This window comes from Brevibacillus laterosporus, assembly GCA_007833815.1.
GTDB classification, from domain to species: Bacteria; Bacillota; Bacilli; order Brevibacillales; family Brevibacillaceae; genus Brevibacillus_B; species Brevibacillus_B laterosporus_D.
This window is the reverse complement of record CP033464.1, coordinates 3,638,665-3,656,423: the sequence shown is the minus strand read 5'-3', so window position 1 is coordinate 3,656,423 and position 17,759 is coordinate 3,638,665. Positions and strand designations below refer to the sequence as shown.

Genomic DNA, 17,759 nt, shown 5'->3' with positions numbered 1-17,759 from the left:
TATAAAGGATTCGTGTTTGTAGGGGAAATCACTATTTATCTTTTTGAGAGGAGCAGCAGATGAATTTTCAAAAACAAGAGCAAATAACCCCAAAAAAGCCTGTGTTCCAGTGGGTATTAACACATGTAAAACCATATCGTTTTTGGGTTTTTCTCTGTATCGTTACTTCTCTTATCGTAGCGGCAGTCGAAATTTGGATGGGAATCTTAATTAGAACAATGGTAGAAAATACAAATGACTATCAAAAACTAGTAAGTTTCGCTATCTTAATTTTAGGGTTGACGATTGTCGGTTTTATATCAAAATATTTCATTAAATTTTCTGCTGTAAAATTTAGTGCAAGTGCCTTGCGGGATTTGAAAAATAATATTACCTATCACATCGAAAAAATGCCTATCGCTTCGATTGAAAAATATCATTCGGGAGATATCACTTCCCGTTTAACAAATGATGCCACTTTATTGCAAAATTTCTTGCAACAACATTTCTATCAAATTTTTTATATGCCTGTTATTTTTGTAGGGGCGCTTTGTTTGCTAGTGTCGACCAATTGGAAGTTGGTATTGCTTAGTATTTCAATATTGCCTGTAGCTATTTTGATTATGGGCGTAATGAGTAAGCCGTTACGAAAATATACAGAAGAACTGCAACAGCATTTAGGAAAAGCGAACTCAATTGCACAAGATACTGTTTCGGGAATACATATGGTAAAGGCTTTTAATTTAAAAGATGTTTTATTAGAAAAATATTCATCCACTATGGCCCTCGTTTTACAAAAAGGAATCTTAGTAGAAAAAAAGCGAGCGTGGATGACTGCTCCCGGAATGTTACTTTTTTCCGCGCCAATTATCTTTTTTGTAGCATACGGGGGATACTTAATTCAGACTGGGGAATTAGATTTAGGAAATTTAGTGTTGTTTAGTTATTTGCTCAACTATATTATAGAGCCACTTTCCCTGATGCCAGTTTTATTTGCACAAGTACAGGAGGTATCAGGTGCGTCGAAACGTATGTTCGAGATTCTTGAACAACCGATTGAACAAGAAGATAAGCCGAGCTTAGACATGGATCTACATACAGAGCCAGTCGTATTCAAAAATGTATCGTTTGCGTATGATGGTCATGAAAAAATACTGGATCGTGTCAGTTTTACTTTATCAAAAAATAAAACAATCGCATTAGTAGGGGCAAGTGGAAGTGGAAAAAGTACCATTTTAAAACTATTATGTGGCTTTTATTCAATAAAAGAGGAAAAAGAGGATAGCTGTATTACCATTTTTGGACATACCCTACAGGAATGGAACATAACTGAAATGCGAAAGCACATTTCCTTGGTTTCTCAGGATACATACCTTTTTCCAGTAACGATCGCAGAAAATATTGCGTACGGTTGTCAAGATGCTACTAGAGATGAAATCATCGCTGCGGCAAAAGCGGCAAATGCCCATCAGTTCATCATGGAGCTTTCTGAAGGGTATGAAACGATAGTGGGGGAAAGGGGTTCACGTTTATCAGGAGGACAAAAGCAACGTATTGCAATTGCTCGGGCTATTCTAAAAGATGCTGCTATCCTCTTATTAGATGAACCAACCTCCGCGTTAGATACACAGTCTGAAGCAATGGTACAAGAAGCACTGGAAAACATGATGAAAAATCGTTCTGTTCTAGTTGTTGCCCATCGCCTATCAACGATTAAGGAAGCCGACGAGGTGTTGGTAGTTGACAAAGGACATATTGTGGAGAGTGGGACACATAACCAACTACTCACCCAAAATGGAGTGTATGCGAGATTATATAAAAAACAATTTATCGCTGACGAACATGGAAGGATGGCAGAAGAGGAGGTATACACATGTTCATAAAAAAATGGATGAACGAACTTGTATATCTGCTATCTTTTATGGGCTCTAAAAAGAAAAAATACCTTTTGGGTATGCTAGGCGACGGTTTTATTCAAGCAGCTATCGTTATCGTTCTACCGTTTGTGTTTAAAGATTTAACTGATTTTGCAAGCGGGAAGGATTCTGCTTTGTTAATTCGAGCAGTAATCATGATTAGCGGAACGTTACTATTGGTAAGTATTTTGTCCCCTACGTTTAGTTATATTTATCGTCGTACGGTGAAGGAGGTAATGGCTGATATAAGACTTATTTTGTTTAAACAGGTGGGGAAATTTCCATCCCGTTACTATGAGCAGCATCATTCGGGCGATATTATGTCTAGATTGAGTAATGATTTACTGACGATGGAGCGTACGTATTCCGAACATATTAAGACGATTACGATCGTTCTGATTTCTTTACTAGGGTCTTTGATTGGAATGTTTATATTAGATTGGAGATTTGCTTCCATACTTGTAGTACTTAGTTCGATAACTCTCTATATTAATACAAGATTTGCTAAGTCAGTGCGCAGGATTAGTGATAAAACTCAACAACAGCAAGGTGTTTTGACGGAAAGATTGAACGATTTTCTATCGGGGCTCCCCATCATTAAAATGTTTCATTTACATCAAGTAGTAACACGGCGCTATACGGAAGTGAATGAACAAGTAACGTCATCTACAATTGAACAAGGCCACAAAAATGCCTTATTAGAAGGAACCAACTTTTTTATTAACTTTTTAAGTTTTGGAGGAATGCTGGTTTTTGGTATCATCATGGTTTCACAAGATGTAATTGGTGTGGGGTCTCTAGTAGCGATTATTCAACAGCAGCTATTAGTAACATTAGGATTTCTACACTTGGGTCAAGTTTTGTCTATTTTGCAAAGCTCCCTCTCTGGCGCTTCCCGCGTAATTGAACTTCTTCAAGAGCCAATTGAACCTGAGCGTTATCCATCAATAGATGAAGAGCTTCCTCATCACAAGGGTATGGTGCTAGAAATGAATCAGGTTGTTTTCGAATATGATCCTGGTTCTAAGGTGTTAGATCATTTTTCATTCTCTATTGCAGAGGGGGAAACGGCTGCACTTGTAGGAGCTAGTGGAAGTGGTAAAAGCACGGTTATCAAATTATTACTGGGCTATTATCCGGTACAAAGAGGCGCCATTCGTTTGTTTGGCAAAACAATTGGGGAATATACACTTCCAGAAATGAGAAGCTTGGTTTCTTATGTTCCACAGGACGCCTACTTATTTGAAGGAACGATTGAAGAGAATATTCGCTATGGAAAACTAAATGCCACTCATGAAGAAATAGTAGAGGCCACAAGGGCGGCATATGCACATGATTTCATAATGGATCTTCCAAATGGTTACCAAACAAGAGTGGGAGAGCGTGGAGCTATGTTATCGGGTGGACAGCGCCAAAGAATAGCAATTGCTAGAGCTATTGTAAAAAATGCGCCGATTCTCTTATTAGATGAGGCAACGTCTGCGTTGGACTCAGGTTCAGAGTATTGGGTGCAGAGAGCTTTATCAGAATTGATGCAAGAAAGAACAACGCTGATCATCGCGCATCGCCTGTCCACAGTAGAAGACGCTGATACGATTTATGTTGTAGATCAAGGAAAAGTAGTTGAACAAGGGCGTCATAAAGAACTTCTCAAGCAAAATGGTTTCTATTCTACCTTATATGATATGCAAACCAGTCTATCAGAAGAGCATGAGTTTGAAGCATCTACTATCTGATCATTTTTTCAATATTTGAAGAAACAGCATCGTAGATCTTGACACAAGGAAAAAGCTAGCTATAATAAATAGAAAGTAACTTCGTGTCACACGTTGTTAAAATTTATATATGAAGGCATTGAGAAGGATAGTAGATAATCATGTTTGTGATAGAGAGCCGCCCCTTGGCTGGAAGGGTGGTGACGGACTGGTTATTGAATGTCACCTTTGAGCTTTACTCGCCAAAGAATGAGTGTGTACGAGTAGTGAGTAACGGTTAGTCTCGTTAAAAGACTTGAGTCATTATGATTGACTTACAGAGCTTGTTTTTGTGAAAAAGCAAGAAAGCTGAGTGGTACCGTGTAAATATATACGCCTCAGAATGAGATGATAGATGTCATTTCGTTCTGAGGTTTTTTGTTTTTTTAAAAGAGATGTAAAATTTCATATTTTCTTTACTTGCAATGAGTAGGAGGAGTAGGAAAAGGCTCTAGATGTACAGAAATCCGTTCCATGGCTGAGAGAACGGTCACTATCTTTTTCCGAAGTCGCCTATGAGCTGTGTATGTGAAAAGCATAAAAGAGAGTAGATGCCTATCGTAATATACACCGGATGATCCACGTTATAGGATGTAAGTCTCTGACTTCATAATGTCTAGTTCTCGTGAGTGAATTAGTAAAACTGGGTGGTACCGCGAACCTCTCGCCTCAGTCATCATTTTTTTTAATGTGATGATAAGGCGAGAGGTTTTATTTATTGATAAAAAGGAGAAGAGAAAATGAAACAGCTAGAATGGAAGGAACAGTTGTATATCGGACTTATGTTGTTCGCTTTATTCTTTGGAGCAGGAAATCTTGTTTTTCCACCAGCTCTTGGTTATTCAGCAGGAGAAAATGTATGGCAAGCAATGATTGGTTTTCTGATTACAGCTGTCGGTCTCCCTATCTTAGGAGTAACCGCGATTGCTAAAAGTGGGGGCTTAGATATCTTAACAAATCGAGTTCATCCTATTTTTGCCGTGGTATTTACTATGACGACTTACTTATGCCTAGGACCATTTTTAGTTATACCACGTGCGGGAAATGTTGCTTTTGAGATGGGGGTTGTTCCTTTCTTACCTGAATTTTTACGTTCCAATCCTTTCACATTATCGGCGTATACTGTCATATATTTTTGCTTTAATTTTTGGCTCTGCCTCAATCCTTCCAAAATGTTTGCTCGGATTGGAAAAATCCTAACGCCTATTTTACTTACAATGATTACAATTATTTTCATACAAAGTTTGTTTCATCCGATTGGTACTTTTGGAAAACCAGCTGATGTATATAGTCAGACAGCTACATTCAAAGGTTTTATGGAAGGCTATATGACAATGGATACACTAGCTGCATTACTATTTGGAGGAGTCATTGTTGCGGCTTTTGAGAGAAAAAATATTTCTAATAAAAAACAGCTTGCTCGTCTTACAATGAGAACAGGATTATTTGCTGGTTTTCTATTGGCTCTTATTTATCTCATGCTGGGTTACTTGGGATCAGTTAGTCAATCATTATTGCCATCGTATCAAAATGGAGGAGAAATTTTGACAGCTGTTTCCACTTATTTATTTGGCCAATATGGAACGGTATTGTTAGGAACGGTATTTACGCTTGCATGTGTCACTACATCAGTTGGCCTGATCACCTCTTGTGGACAATATTTTGCAAAGCTTATGCCACGCTTTTCTTACACAGCTTGGACTGGAATTGTTTGTTTTACTAGTATGGTCATTGCTAATTTGGGACTAAATCAAATAATTGTTTTTTCTGTGCCGATTCTATTAGTGATTTATCCAGTGACGATCGTTTTAATCGTTTTATCGTTTGGACACTCTTTATTTAAAGGGTACAAAACAGTATATATAGTAAGCTTGATGTGTACGGCCATGATTAGTTTGGTAGACGCCCTTCAACAAAGTAATATAGATGTCTCTGTCATCACAGATGTATACCGCTATATTCCGTTGTATGAGAAAGGGATAGGATGGGTTTTACCAGCAATAGGGGGGGCTTTTATCGGATTCTTATGGGGAAAAGGAACGGAAAATCGCTTGCAACATGTAAAAAGAGATAAAGTATCTCATGAGACTTTTTCACAGATAGAAGAAAGACGTTAAATATCAGTAAATACCTCGACAGTCGATTTCACTACTATAGGGTGAAGCCGGCTGTTTTTTTGTCTAGATATCTTTATTAGGTTACCAAAACGTTACTATCAGGGGTACCGTCAGGAAAATGCGTATTCTTTGTATTTATTTGTCCACGTAAAATGACTTCTAATTTTGGATACTTACTTGCTTTATCTATTGTAAATAATTTCGAGTCCGATAAATCTCTTATTCTTGGAGTAAATTTAAATCCTAATAAATGAGTCAGTCCGAAAATTTGGTCTGTGTAACCAGCATTATTGTACTAGTATTAGAAGTAGTTATTAACGTATCTAACGATAACAACTACTTCTTTTAGATTTCTTTAAAGAATCATTATGTGTACTATGAAATTTATGAATATATATATCCTATGAAATCAGAGGGTGATAATGTTGAAAGTACAAGAAATTCTAATTCAAGAGAGGAAAAGATATCTGTTAATTGACAAGAGTGGCTATCCTGTCATACCGGTTGCAAAGTATATAAAGTATTTAGATAACATTGGAAAAGCTGAAAACACACTGAAATCATACTGTTACCATCTAAAGCTCTACTTTCAATTCCTAGAGGAGTATGGGTTAAGCTATCAAGAAGTAAACCTTGATATTTTGGCTCGATTCATCGGTTGGCTGAGGATTCCTGACCAATCTTCAAAAATTATTTACTTTGAAGAGACCTTAGCGAAACGATCAGAAAAAACAGTAAATACCATCATAACGTGTGTAATCGGGTTCTATGACTATATGGCTCGTAATGAGGATTACGGAAAAAATATATCCGATCAATTGAAAAAGCAAGTACCAGGGCGTTTCAAGACATTTAAACCTTTTCTTCATCATATTACAAAAGATAATTCGTTTGATAAAAACATTCTTAAGATTAAGGAGCCAAGACGTACAGTCAAAACTTTAAGTAAAAACCAATTGCAAGTAATTCGTAATGCGTGCAGCAATATAAGGGCCCTATTTAATTTTTGTGTAATATGACAATGCCTTTAAAAGATAGTAGAATGTCTTTTTTATTCTGCAATCGGGCCATTTAATTGAATAAGGTGTATTAATAAATACCTTTTTCACAATTGAGGAAAAAGAGGTAATTTACATAAGAAAGGGCTATAGTCTATGCCATAGCCCTTTTTTCATTAACTTGGTGTGGACTAATTTAATTCCTTTTGTTTTTTCTCCATATATTTTTTACCCCACTCTCCCATAATGTCCAATACTGGTATAAAGCCTTTCCCTTGTATTGTTAGCGAGTATTCTACTTTAGGAGGAACTTGTTTATACACTTCTCTGTGAACCATTCCGTCCTCTTCCAACTCTCTCAGTTGTCTTGTCAATATTCCTTTTGAAATGCCCGGTAACAACCTTTGAAGTTCGTTAAATCTTCTTGTTCGCCGACTTAAATACCATAAAATAATAATTTTCCATCTTCCAGCGATTACATTTTGAGTAAGTGTCAAAGAGCATACTTCTTCTTGTTCTTCAGGAGGTGGTTCTCCTTGAAAATTAAATCGAGCCATTGATTCTATTTTCCCTCTCTCTCATAATGGTACTTTTTTTGTGACTATGTCACAAAAAAATACCTACTTTTATTATTGTGACTATGGATATAGTATATACCTAGGCTTCATAATTCAATATGAAAATTTAATTGGAGGGAAAGAAAATGAAAATATTAGTTACAGGTGCAACAGGAAAATTAGGGTCAAAAGTTGTAGAAGCATTATTAAAAAATGTACCAGCGAGTGAGTTGGCTGTTAGTGTTCGAAATCCAGAGAAAGCAGAAGGATTGCGAGCTCTTGGAGTGGAAGTTCGACACGGAGATTTTGATCAACCAAAAACATTAGATTCTGCTTTTTCAGGAATTGATCGACTTTTAATTATATCTACGTTTGGGGATCATGAAACAATAATGAGACATCATACGAATGCCGTAGCCGCTGCTCAACGTGCTCAAGTGAAATTTATTGCTTATACTAGTGTAACAAATGCAAGTGAAAGTAAATTTTTCCTCGCTTCATCTCATAGAGCCAGAGAAGAAGCCATTTTGAAAACAGGTATTCCCTACTCATTTTTACGCAACAATTGGTATTTTGAAAATGAAATTGGAGGCATACAAGGCGCGATGGCAGGAGCACCTTGGGTTACATCAGCAGGAAAAGGAAAAGTAGGCTGGGTACTTCGACAAGATTTAGCGGAGGCAGCATCAAAGGTATTGACTGGAAAAGGACACGAGAATACAATTTACGAGCTTTCCGGTAAGCTAATGACTCAAGAGGAATTAGTATCTGCTCTTGGAGATGTATTAGGGAAAGAAGTCCATGTACAACAAGTCGATGATGCTACTTATGCCGACATTATGAAGGATGCAGGGGTACCAGAAGCCTATATTCCTATGCTCGTAAATACGCAAAAAGGTATTCGAGATGGTGGATTAGAGATAAAAAGTAACGATTTAGAAAAATTACTCGGTCGCCCTGCTACACCAATAAACGAAGCTTTAAGCCAAATTGTTAGTCAAATCTCTCAAACAGGAAATTAAGTTTAATCAAAAAAATGACCTTCTCATATGTAATGGAGGTCATTTTTATATAAAAGGACTAGGAGGCTTTACTTCTGAAGAATGTGAAATAATGTATGTCAACTAATGAGTGGTGTTAGTTGAAGATAATAAGCTTATTTGCATCTTGTGTTTCTATTTTTGTTATTCCATTAAAGGGCGCGATTATGGAAGGTGATGGCCAACAATTTTGAATCGTTAGTTATTTTTAAATCATTCTTTAAATACATGTCTATAATGAAAGAACCCATTTAAATTCTAACTTTTTTATAAAAAGGTATTGATAACCAGCAGTGTCTGTATAATGCTCTTCTATGTTTAGATCCGTCTCATGGTGCAACAAATCATCCAAAACATGAATCGCATCCCTTGAATTAGTATGAATAATCTTTGTGTAGTAAGAAGAGAATTGATCACTAGTAAAACGGTAGATGGTGGCTCCTTTTCCAGTTCCATAATGTGGGTTTGCATCTGCACGTAATGATGAAACACCTATCTGCATTCTCATACCATCACTCTCGTATAAATGCTTTTTCCAACGTTTTGAAATAAAATCCACCGGTGAGTCATCAGGTACTTTTCGCTTTGATTAATGCTTGTCCATTGTTTCTGAATTTCTTCTTGAGCCTTTCGTCCCTTCGATAACAAACTTAGTATTTGTCTATCATGAATTTCAAAAGCTTTATCTGTTAGCTCTTGAGTAAGATGTAATAAATATACGGCTAATATCGAATAACGCTTATTTTCCTGAAAGTCACGAAAAGCATAAGGCTCATATCTTGAGCCTAAACGGGATAGCTGTAACAATCGATTGCGATGCAAATGACTAATGCTAACTGTTTCTAATTCCATTCCTCGTATGTATTCAAGTCGTTCTATCACTTTTAGAAATGTTTCAGGTGAAGGATGACCCGGCGGTTCCTTTAACCAACCTACTATAGTTTTATTTGATTCGTGTGAAGTAATGATCTCTTCAAGCTTTTCTTTTTGGTCATTTGTTAGAGATTCACTAACCGTATTAAATAGCTTCTTTTCAGCCATTGCCCTTGCCTCCCACACCATTCTTTCAAGTGTAGTGATAGCAGGTAGTATGATTTGTTTTTCCTTAGAAAATCTATGCATTCATGTAGTAGATGCACGGCATCACCATTTTCCAAAGCTGATTGATGAAGATGCTTAAATACCATTCGATATTCTTTTAGAGTAAACTTCGAATTTCTTTCAAATGATCCCAAAGTGTATTTTCTCTTTGAGGATAAAGACTAAGCAAAGATGGAGTGGCACCGATTTGTTTCGATATATAATGTATGACTGAATCCGGGATGCTTTTGATATGAGTGTATGGCCAACTGGGATACCGAAGAACGGCTAATTGAACGGCGAACCCTAAACGGTTTTCTTCTCTCCTTCGTTTATTTATAATTTCTAAATCTCGTTTGGAAAAAGTGTAGTAGGTTCCTAGCACCCACTCATCTTCAGGAATTTACATAAGAGCCTGTCGCTGTTCCGGTGTAAGCAATTCTCTACCTCTCGCAATTTTCATACAGTATCATCTCGTTTCTTTAATTATTCAGTTAATTAGTTCAATTATATATCAATAGAGTGTACTCTATTGATACAAGTGTAGTAGACTGATAAAATCATAGTTAAGAGCGTCTCATAAGACTTGTCTCAAAAATGAGGTGATATTTTGCGGAAAATCGGTTATATTCGTGTCAGTTCGACTAGCCAGAATCCTTCAAGACAATTTCAGCAGCTGAACGAGATCGGAATGGATATTATATATGAAGAGAAAGTTTCAGGAGCAACAAAGGATCGCGAGCAACTTCAAAAAATGTTAGAGGATTTACAGGAAGATGACATCATTTATGTTACAGACTTAACTCGAATCACTCGTAGTACACAAGATCTATTTGAATTAATCGATAACATACGAAATAAAAAGGCAGGCTTAAAATCACTAAAAGATACATGGCTTGATTTATCAGAAGATAATCCATACAGCCAATTCTTAATTACTGTAATGGCTGGTGTTAACCAATTAGAGCGAGATCTTATTCGGATGCGACAACGTGAAGGGATTGAATTGGCTAAGAAAGAAGGAAAGTTTAAAGGTCGATTAAAGAAGTATCATAAAAATCACGCAGGAATGAATTATGCGGTAAAGCTATATAAAGAAGGAAATATGACTGTAAATCAAATTTGTGAAATTACTAATGTATCTAGGGCTTCATTATACAGGAAATTATCAGAAGTGAATAATTAGCCATTCTGTATTCCGCTAATGGGCAATATTTTTAAAGAAGAAAAGGAAACAATATAAATAAAAACTCTAAATTATTCAACTAACTTCACACTGTTAAACTAACTTTGCGGAACTAACTATCAAAAACTGATGTTTTTTTATGATACAACTTCGTATGACTTATTGACGATTAATGATAACTTTGTCTAGGAGTGGAATAAATGAAAAATATAACAATATTAATAGCTGATGATGATGTTGAAATTGCTGATTTGGTTGCTATACATTTAGAGAAAGAAGGGTATCGTGTCATTAAGGTATCGGATGGGCAAGAAACCATTGATGTTATCCAGACTCAACCAATTGATTTACTGATTTTGGATATTATGATGCCGAAAATGGATGGATATGAAGTTACACGTCGCATTCGCGAAAAACATAATATGCCCATTATTTTTTTGAGCGCTAAAACGTCTGATTTTGATAAAGTGCAGGGACTCGTGATTGGAGCAGACGATTATATGACGAAACCATTTATACCTATTGAATTGGTAGCTCGGGTAAATGCACAGCTGCGACGCTTTATGAAGTTGAATCAACCTAAAACCAAACAGAACTCAAACTTGGCATTTGGAGGATTAACGATTTCTCCTGAACAACGTACAGTTACTCTATATGGTAAGAATATTGAGTTAACACCTAAAGAGTTTGAAATTTTATATTTATTAGCCAGTAATCCAAATAAAGTTTATAGTGCAGAAGATATTTTTCAGAAGGTATGGGGGGATGCATACTATGAAGGTGGGAATACCGTTATGGTTCATATTCGTACTTTGCGGAAAAAACTTGAAGAGGATAAACGAAAAAACAAATTGATAAAAACTGTATGGGGGGTAGGTTATAAATTCAATGGGTAAAATACTACGAGGCTTTCGTTCAAAAATGATAATATTGTTAGGTTTAAGCATGTTGTTGTCTAGCGCCATAACATACCTACTCTTTAAAGTACTCCAATTGTATTATTATACAAATGTTAGTTATGGAGATACACTAGCTTATTTTCGCAAAATCATACAAAATATTGGAGACCTTAACGTCTTTTTACTGTTATTTATCACGCTTTCGATATTATTTTTCTTTTTACTTACAAAACCCTATTCTGCCTATTTCAATGAGATTTCAAAAGGAATTCATTATCTCGCTCAGGGTGACTTTAAGCATCGAGTTCAAATATTGTCAAATGATGAATTTAGTGATATTGCACAAGGCATTAATCTGGCAAGTGAAAAATTGGAACAAGCCATAGAAAGGGGTGACTTTTCGGAAAGTAGTAAAGAGCAGTTAGTAGTAAATTTGGCTCATGATTTGCGCACACCTCTTACCTCTGTTTTAGGTTATTTAGATTTAATCCTTAAGGATGATAGCTTGACTGAAAATCAGATCAGGCATTATTTAACGATTGCCTTTACCAAATCTCAACGCTTAGAAAGGTTAATTGATGAATTATTCGAATTAACTAGGATGAATTATGGCATGTTACCAATTGAAAAGAAACAAATCGACTTAAGTGAGCTACTTATTCAATTGAAAGAAGAGTTGTATCCTGTCTTCGAGAAAAACGATTTGATAGCAAGAATGAATATTACTTCCCCTTTATCTATTATGGGTGATGGAGAGTTGTTGGCACGTGTGTTTGAAAATCTTCTGATTAATGCAAATCGCTATGGGTATGAGGGGCAGTATGTAGATATCAACGGTTTTATTGATTCAGAGGAAGTAGTTATTCAAGTTATCAATTATGGGGATGCCATTCCTCCAGATGAACTGCCTCATATTTTTGATATGCTTTATACTGGTGACAAAGCACGAACTCATCAAGAAAATAGTACAGGTCTCGGTTTATTCATTGCGAAGAATATTGTAGAGCAACACAATGGGACAATAACTGCCGAAAGTGATTTAATACGCACTATATTTGAAGTCCGATTACCAATGGCGGATTCCTAAGAAGATTAATAATAAAATCCAAGTAAAAATTTAAGAAAAATTTAATATTTACCCCACTTTTTATTTTAAAAGTTTTTCCTATCCTATAAACAAGTTACATCAAGGAGGAGACTAAAAATGAAAAAGTGGGGATTTTTATTGGTTTTTGCATTATTTCTAGTTTTTATTTTTAATATATTACCGATATCCCAAGATAAAGTAGAGGATCAAATATATGAACAAAATGATAATACAGCTACTGAAAATACCCAAAAGATTGAGATTACAGAAGAGCAGATCTATCAAGGGAATCTGCTTTTGGTTAACAGTGAATATGCTGTTCATCAAGCTGGTATAAAATCGGATATCATAAATTTATTTACACACAAAGAATTAACAACCGGATACCAGTTACTTAATAGTGAAATAAAATTATCAGAAGAAATAGCTGAAAAATTTTCGGAGATGATAGCTGCGGCTGAAGAGGATGGGGTTAGTAATTTCTTAATTAGCAGTGGTTATCGAGACTTTGATGAGCAAAACAGACTGTACGAGGAGATGGGGGCTGACTATGCTTTGCCAGCTGGTCATAGCGAACACAATTTAGGATTAGCACTTGATGTAGGGTCTACTCAAATGAAGATGGAAGAAGCACCTGAAGGAGAGTGGATAGAAGGAAATTCTTGAAAATACGGCTTTATATTACGCTATCCCTTGGATAAAACGGATGTTACAGGAATTCAATATGAACCTTGGCATATTCGCTATGTCGGCTTGCCTCACAGTGCGATTATGCAGGAAATGAATTTAGCTTTGGAAGAATATTTGGATTATTTAAAAGAAGAAAAGAGCATTTCTGTTAGTGTTGATGGGAAAAAATATACAATTTCATATTATCCCATTTCTCAAAACGAGACAATTGAAGTTGAAGTACCAGCGAATGAACAGTATGAAATATCTGGTAATAATATTGATGGAGTGATTGTGACCACATTTTCTTGAATTAGGTTCTAAAATGATAAAGTCATAGGTTTAAATGTAAAGTTAGGAGACGTATTCTATATGCTTACACTTACAGTTTTGTATACTTATTTTTGTACTATTATTTTTTGTATTGTGTTTCAAATTGGATTTTTATTAAAGGCGCAAAAAAATTTATCTATTAAGCATTTTCTATGGGTGTATGTTTTTCTTTTCTACCTTGCGCTAGTGTATATGGTGACGGGGATAGGGAATATATGGGTAATAGGAAGATATGAAACATTAATTCGTATAAGTGAAATCAACTTACTCCCTTTTGCTTCTGAAGGCAGTACTACGTATATTTTGAACATTATTTTATTTATGCCGTTAGGTTTTTTATTACCAACTATTTGGCCGCAGTTTAGATCAATTAAAAATGTTGCATATACTGGATTATTTTTTTCATTGGCTATTGAGCTAAGTCAATTGGTAAATCATAGGATTACAGATATTGATGATTTACTTATGAACACCCTAGGGGCGATTATTGGGTATTTAATATATAGTGCTTTATTTGTAATGGTACATAAAAGAGGTGAAATAAAACCTGATATTAAATCCTCTCTAGTAGTAAAATACGAGGCTGTTTTTTATTTAGTTTGCTCATTTATAGGTATGATATTACTTCATTATCCAATTTTATTTCGAAAAATTATCTAAATGAACATTATGATTGTCTGTATATATAACGAGGAAAGGGGTTAGGTTATCAGCTGCCTGAGGGCCAAAAATTATTTGACAAGAGAGAGGTTGATAGTATGAAAAATATCGGCATTACCATTTATGGATGTGAGAGGGACGAGGCTGAAGTGTTCAATGAACTTTCGCCACGCTTTGGTGTCATACCTGCCATTACAAGCACTTGATATTGTTATACAGCTGATGGAGGGAAAACATTCCCGTTTCGTGGTAAAGGGATTAATCTTATGCCAACACTTGATGAAGTACTTAACCATTTTCCAGATCGTTCTTTTCTTATTCATATTAAAAGTGATGATGAAAATGAAGGAATCCAATTGGCTACTCACCTCAAGAAATTACCAGCGCCTTGATCAACTAACTGTATATGGTGGCGATAAACCAATTGCTGCGATAAAAGAGCGCATCCCTAGTTTACGAACAATGTCAAAAGCAACCATGAAAAAGGATCTTCTTACTTATATTGCGTAAGGGTGGACTGGCTACATGCCTTCAAGCCTGGAGCATGGAGAGTTACATATACCAGACAAAGTAGCTCCTTGGCTTTGGGGATGGCCAAATCGTTTTCTTAATCGAATGGATAAAGCAGATACTCGAGTTATCGTTGTAGGAGGAAATGGGTTTGGATTTTCAAGTGGATTTGACTCATCTGAAGATATAAAACGCCTTCCTGACGATTATACAGGTGGAATTTGGACAAATCGCATTGATAAAATATCACCTTTATTTAAGAAATAAGGGATGATATAACAATCAAAGTTTTTTCATCTGTTTAACCATTTATATTTTAAAAGAAGACTTATTAATAATGTTGAAGTTTTATATACCGATAAACACCCCTGATTTCCATTATGTATAGGAAATCAGGGGTGTTTTTGGATGAATGGAACTCTTTATTTATATTACTTTCAAACTCTTAGGTTGATGGGCATGGGGCGGCAGACTCAAGCCGTCCTCGGCCTCGCAAGATAATTTGACGCAGGAATATCAATTGTATGTAACAGATATTACATTTGTAGCACTGAACGATCGATTTTATTACCTATTGGTAATCCAAGATCTCTTTAACAACGAAGTTGTTGCCTGGAAGGTTTCTCATCGGAAGGATTTTAAAACTTGTTTTAGATACTTTGGAGCAGTTAGCAAAACAAAGAGACGTGTATTGGAAGCCATCCTGCATTCTGATCAGGGCTTCCAATACACGTCTAAGCAGTACAATAAGAGACTGAGGGATTTTGGTGTGAGAGGCAGCCACTCTCGCAAAGGAAACTGCCTCGATAACGCCTGCATAGAATCCTTCTTTTCTCATCTCAAAACAGAGACATTGTACTTTTCTGAGTGTAAAACAGATGAAGAGCTCTTTCAAGCCATTGAAAAGTACATATGGTTCTATAACCATGAACGATTTCAGAAAAAACTAAACCAGTGTGCCCCGGTCGAATACCGGAACATACTGGCTGCTTAGGCTTTTTTAATGCTGTCTACTTGACAGGGGTAAGAACAAAGGTCTGAAGAACCGTCTTTTGTTGTTTATTTAGCTATCGATCTCCGTTAGTTCAATCTAAGCTCCATTCTTCTACTCTTCGTTGTCATTCCGATTGATTCATAAAATAAAATTGCAGAAGCATTTTTCTCCGATACCCCTAATTCAATACTATCAACCTTCAGACTTCCCCCGAAATCAATAACATATTGCATAAGTCTCTTTCCAACGCCCTTATTTCTGTACGTTTCGGAAACACACAAACTATTTACAAATAATATCTTTCTCGCTTTCACAAATGAATTTTCAGTTATGTCTTCTTCCTTCGTCACAACTACTCCGATTATCTCTAAGCCTATGGTAGCCACAAAAATATGCTGTTTGACATCAATTAGCTGGCTTTCGAAGAATTCTTTCCCGACTGGAGTTGGGTTTTCTTTATACAAATCTGGTCTTTCAAAAACGTGTAGATCATGAACCTGCCTGAACAAAGGCAACAAAGACTCGTAGTCATCTTGATGAGCGTTTCGGATAGATATGTCCATATTTCTCCTTCCCCGATCAGTTAACGTATTTTACCACGCTTACTCTTAGTTTTATTGAGCATTTCTGCTCGTTAGCTGAACAAAATTCAATTATTATCCAGTTCGGATAAATCTCTTGTACTTCTGGTAATGCGAGTAAGGTCCGATACATAGATGATGTCATCTTCTCGTAACTCCTTTAACATCTTCTGCAATTCAGGTCTGTCCTGTGTTGCTCCAGATTCTTTTTCTTCAAAAATAACATCCATGCCAACTTCATTTAGCTGCTGAAGCTGTCTAGCTGGGTTTTGATCCAATGAACTGACCCGAATATAACCGATTTTCCGCATATTCTCACCTCTATTTTTGAAACAAGTCTTATGGGACACTCTTAAGTAGCATTCTACCTGTATTTAATAGTTATTCCAATAGAGTATACTCAACTTTTGGCGATGTTTCGGGTAATTCTCCAAATGTTGGTGTTATGACTGTTACGTAGAAAACAAATTAACATGTCTGTACGGGGTAATTCAATTATTTGACTAAGGTGAAGGGTGTAAAACGGTAATAGTCTGAATGATAGAACGTTTAGTAAAAAACCGGATTTCCTACAGTTTAGGAACCCGGTTTTTTTATATTTGGATGATTCGAGTGAATGAATTGGTTTGTTTACATCAAAGCTTGGAAGGCACTAACTATGATAATCGCACCACTTATCAAGGTCCCAAATTTTCCTAAATGAAAGGAGCAAATTTTAATCTTGGTCACTTTACTGCCCAAAGCTATACTCATCCAAAGAGTGAAAAAGCTTGAGAGTGAAGCAGTTAAGGAAATGGAAAGTGAGGGAAGATCACGAAAACCAGTACGTACTCCAATCATTAATGCATGAACAGTTAGGCCGATTAGCAGGATGATTACTTTCGCCACTCCCATCTGTCCAGATTGAATAAAATCGAAGCATTTCAGATTTTTTGTAATATTTGTAAGTTGTTTCAAAAAAATGTTTTCATGAACAGCCACATTTTTTCGATCAATAGCTAATAAAATAATTTGAATAACAATCACACTTAATAAAAAACCAGTAAAAACTAGTAAAACCAACTGACCAAAATAAATGCTCCCGAGACTCACGAGAAAACATACGAGCGTGATCCATATAGTGAATAAGACAGAAATATCAATTTGTCCTATGCCATATGATGAAGTAGCACCTAAATGCTCAAGACTAGAAGACAGGGCAAGACCTACAATAAACAACGATTTCAATGGAAGACACTCCTTTACTATTATGAACTTAGTTGAGTTTCATACTTCTACTTTCTTGAGAACCTATCTATATAAAGAAAAAGCTTTTTCTTTACTTTTATGTTACGAAAGTGTTTAGAAAATGTGCGTATTGCCAGTGCCCATTGTTTATGTAATCTAAACAACAATGTTT

Annotated in this window: 13 protein-coding genes and 6 pseudogenes; 13 read left to right on the top strand and 6 right to left on the bottom strand. The window is 35.9% G+C overall.

Annotation, left to right across the window (positions count from 1 at the left end):
• Window positions 1-59 precede the first annotated feature (59 nt).
• The 3 genes from EEL30_18675 to brnQ all read left to right on the top strand — a co-directional run bounded on the left by EEL30_18675 (window position 60) and on the right by brnQ (window position 5,766).
• Window positions 60-1,862 carry an ABC transporter ATP-binding protein gene (locus EEL30_18675; protein QDX94129.1) on the top strand — a complete coding sequence of 601 codons (1,803 nt, stop codon included), beginning with the start codon at window positions 60-62 and terminating at the stop codon, window positions 1,860-1,862.
• A complete protein-coding gene (locus EEL30_18670; GenBank protein ID QDX94128.1) occupies window positions 1,853-3,631 on the top strand; it encodes an ABC transporter ATP-binding protein in 1,779 nt (592 codons plus the stop codon). The genes EEL30_18675 and EEL30_18670 overlap by 10 nt, the downstream gene beginning before the upstream one ends.
• Window positions 3,632-4,389: 758 nt before the next feature.
• A complete protein-coding gene (gene brnQ, locus EEL30_18665; protein QDX94127.1) occupies window positions 4,390-5,766 on the top strand; it encodes a branched-chain amino acid transport system II carrier protein in 1,377 nt (458 codons plus the stop codon).
• Between the two features lie 127 nt (window positions 5,767-5,893).
• On the opposite strand, the pseudogene EEL30_18660 reads toward brnQ, so the two are convergent.
• Window positions 5,894-6,052 (bottom strand): annotated as a pseudogene (locus EEL30_18660) (hypothetical protein).
• Between the two features lie 136 nt (window positions 6,053-6,188).
• Here EEL30_18660 and EEL30_18655 point away from each other — a divergent pair.
• Window positions 6,189-6,758 (top strand): annotated as a pseudogene (locus EEL30_18655) (transposase).
• Window positions 6,759-6,955: 197 nt separating this feature from the next.
• Here EEL30_18655 and EEL30_18650 read toward each other — a convergent pair.
• A complete protein-coding gene (locus EEL30_18650) occupies window positions 6,956-7,321 on the bottom strand; it encodes a transcriptional regulator (protein QDX94126.1) in 366 nt (121 codons plus the stop codon).
• A gap of 146 nt (window positions 7,322-7,467) precedes the next feature.
• On the opposite strand from EEL30_18650, the gene EEL30_18645 reads away from it, so the two are divergent.
• Complete coding sequence (locus EEL30_18645) at window positions 7,468-8,343, top strand: SDR family oxidoreductase (GenBank protein ID QDX94125.1); 876 nt, start codon at window positions 7,468-7,470, stop codon at window positions 8,341-8,343.
• 301 nt (window positions 8,344-8,644) lie between these two features.
• On the opposite strand, the pseudogene EEL30_18640 reads toward EEL30_18645, so the two are convergent.
• Window positions 8,645-9,904: pseudogene (locus EEL30_18640) on the bottom strand (Tn3 family transposase).
• Between the two features lie 147 nt (window positions 9,905-10,051).
• On the opposite strand from EEL30_18640, the gene EEL30_18635 reads away from it, so the two are divergent.
• The 8 genes and pseudogenes from EEL30_18635 (at window position 10,052) to EEL30_18600 (ending at window position 15,779) form a co-directional block, all read left to right on the top strand.
• Window positions 10,052-10,627 (top strand): recombinase family protein, encoded by a 576-nt coding sequence (locus tag EEL30_18635; protein QDX94124.1) that lies wholly within the window; start codon window positions 10,052-10,054, stop codon window positions 10,625-10,627.
• 200 nt (window positions 10,628-10,827) lie between these two features.
• Window positions 10,828-11,523, top strand: a complete 696-nt coding sequence (gene vanR / locus EEL30_18630; protein QDX94123.1) for a VanR-FM family DNA-binding response regulator — start codon at window positions 10,828-10,830, stop codon at window positions 11,521-11,523.
• Window positions 11,516-12,613, top strand: coding sequence for a sensor histidine kinase (locus EEL30_18625; protein QDX94122.1), 1,098 nt, complete (start codon window positions 11,516-11,518; stop codon window positions 12,611-12,613). The genes vanR and EEL30_18625 overlap by 8 nt, the downstream gene beginning before the upstream one ends.
• 117 nt (window positions 12,614-12,730) lie before the next feature.
• Window positions 12,731-13,594 (top strand): annotated as a pseudogene (vanY, locus tag EEL30_18620) (VanY-A/VanY-F/VanY-M family D-Ala-D-Ala carboxypeptidase).
• Between the two features lie 60 nt (window positions 13,595-13,654).
• Window positions 13,655-14,275 carry a glycopeptide resistance protein VanZ-F gene (gene vanZ, locus EEL30_18615; GenBank protein QDX94121.1) on the top strand — a complete coding sequence of 207 codons (621 nt, stop codon included), beginning with the start codon at window positions 13,655-13,657 and terminating at the stop codon, window positions 14,273-14,275.
• Between the two features lie 98 nt (window positions 14,276-14,373).
• Window positions 14,374-14,478, top strand: a pseudogene (locus EEL30_18610) (D-lactate dehydrogenase VanH-E).
• Window positions 14,479-14,487: 9 nt separating this feature from the next.
• Window positions 14,488-15,052: pseudogene (locus EEL30_18605) on the top strand (glycerophosphodiester phosphodiesterase).
• Between the two features lie 235 nt (window positions 15,053-15,287).
• A complete protein-coding gene (locus EEL30_18600; GenBank protein ID QDX94120.1) occupies window positions 15,288-15,779 on the top strand; it encodes an IS3 family transposase in 492 nt (163 codons plus the stop codon).
• Between the two features lie 86 nt (window positions 15,780-15,865).
• On the opposite strand, the gene EEL30_18595 is transcribed toward EEL30_18600, so the two are convergent.
• From EEL30_18595 to EEL30_18585, 3 genes are all read right to left on the bottom strand, one after another.
• Entirely contained in the window at window positions 15,866-16,342 is a 477-nt protein-coding gene (locus EEL30_18595; protein QDX94119.1) for a GNAT family N-acetyltransferase, read from the bottom strand.
• An 86-nt stretch (window positions 16,343-16,428) separates the two neighbouring features.
• Window positions 16,429-16,671 (bottom strand): recombinase family protein, encoded by a 243-nt coding sequence (locus EEL30_18590; GenBank protein QDX94118.1) that lies wholly within the window; start codon window positions 16,669-16,671, stop codon window positions 16,429-16,431.
• A gap of 319 nt (window positions 16,672-16,990) precedes the next feature.
• On the bottom strand, window positions 16,991-17,587 hold the full coding sequence (locus tag EEL30_18585) for a hypothetical protein (GenBank protein QDX94117.1): 597 nt from the start codon (window positions 17,585-17,587) through the stop codon (window positions 16,991-16,993).
• Window positions 17,588-17,759: the final 172 nt, after the last annotated feature.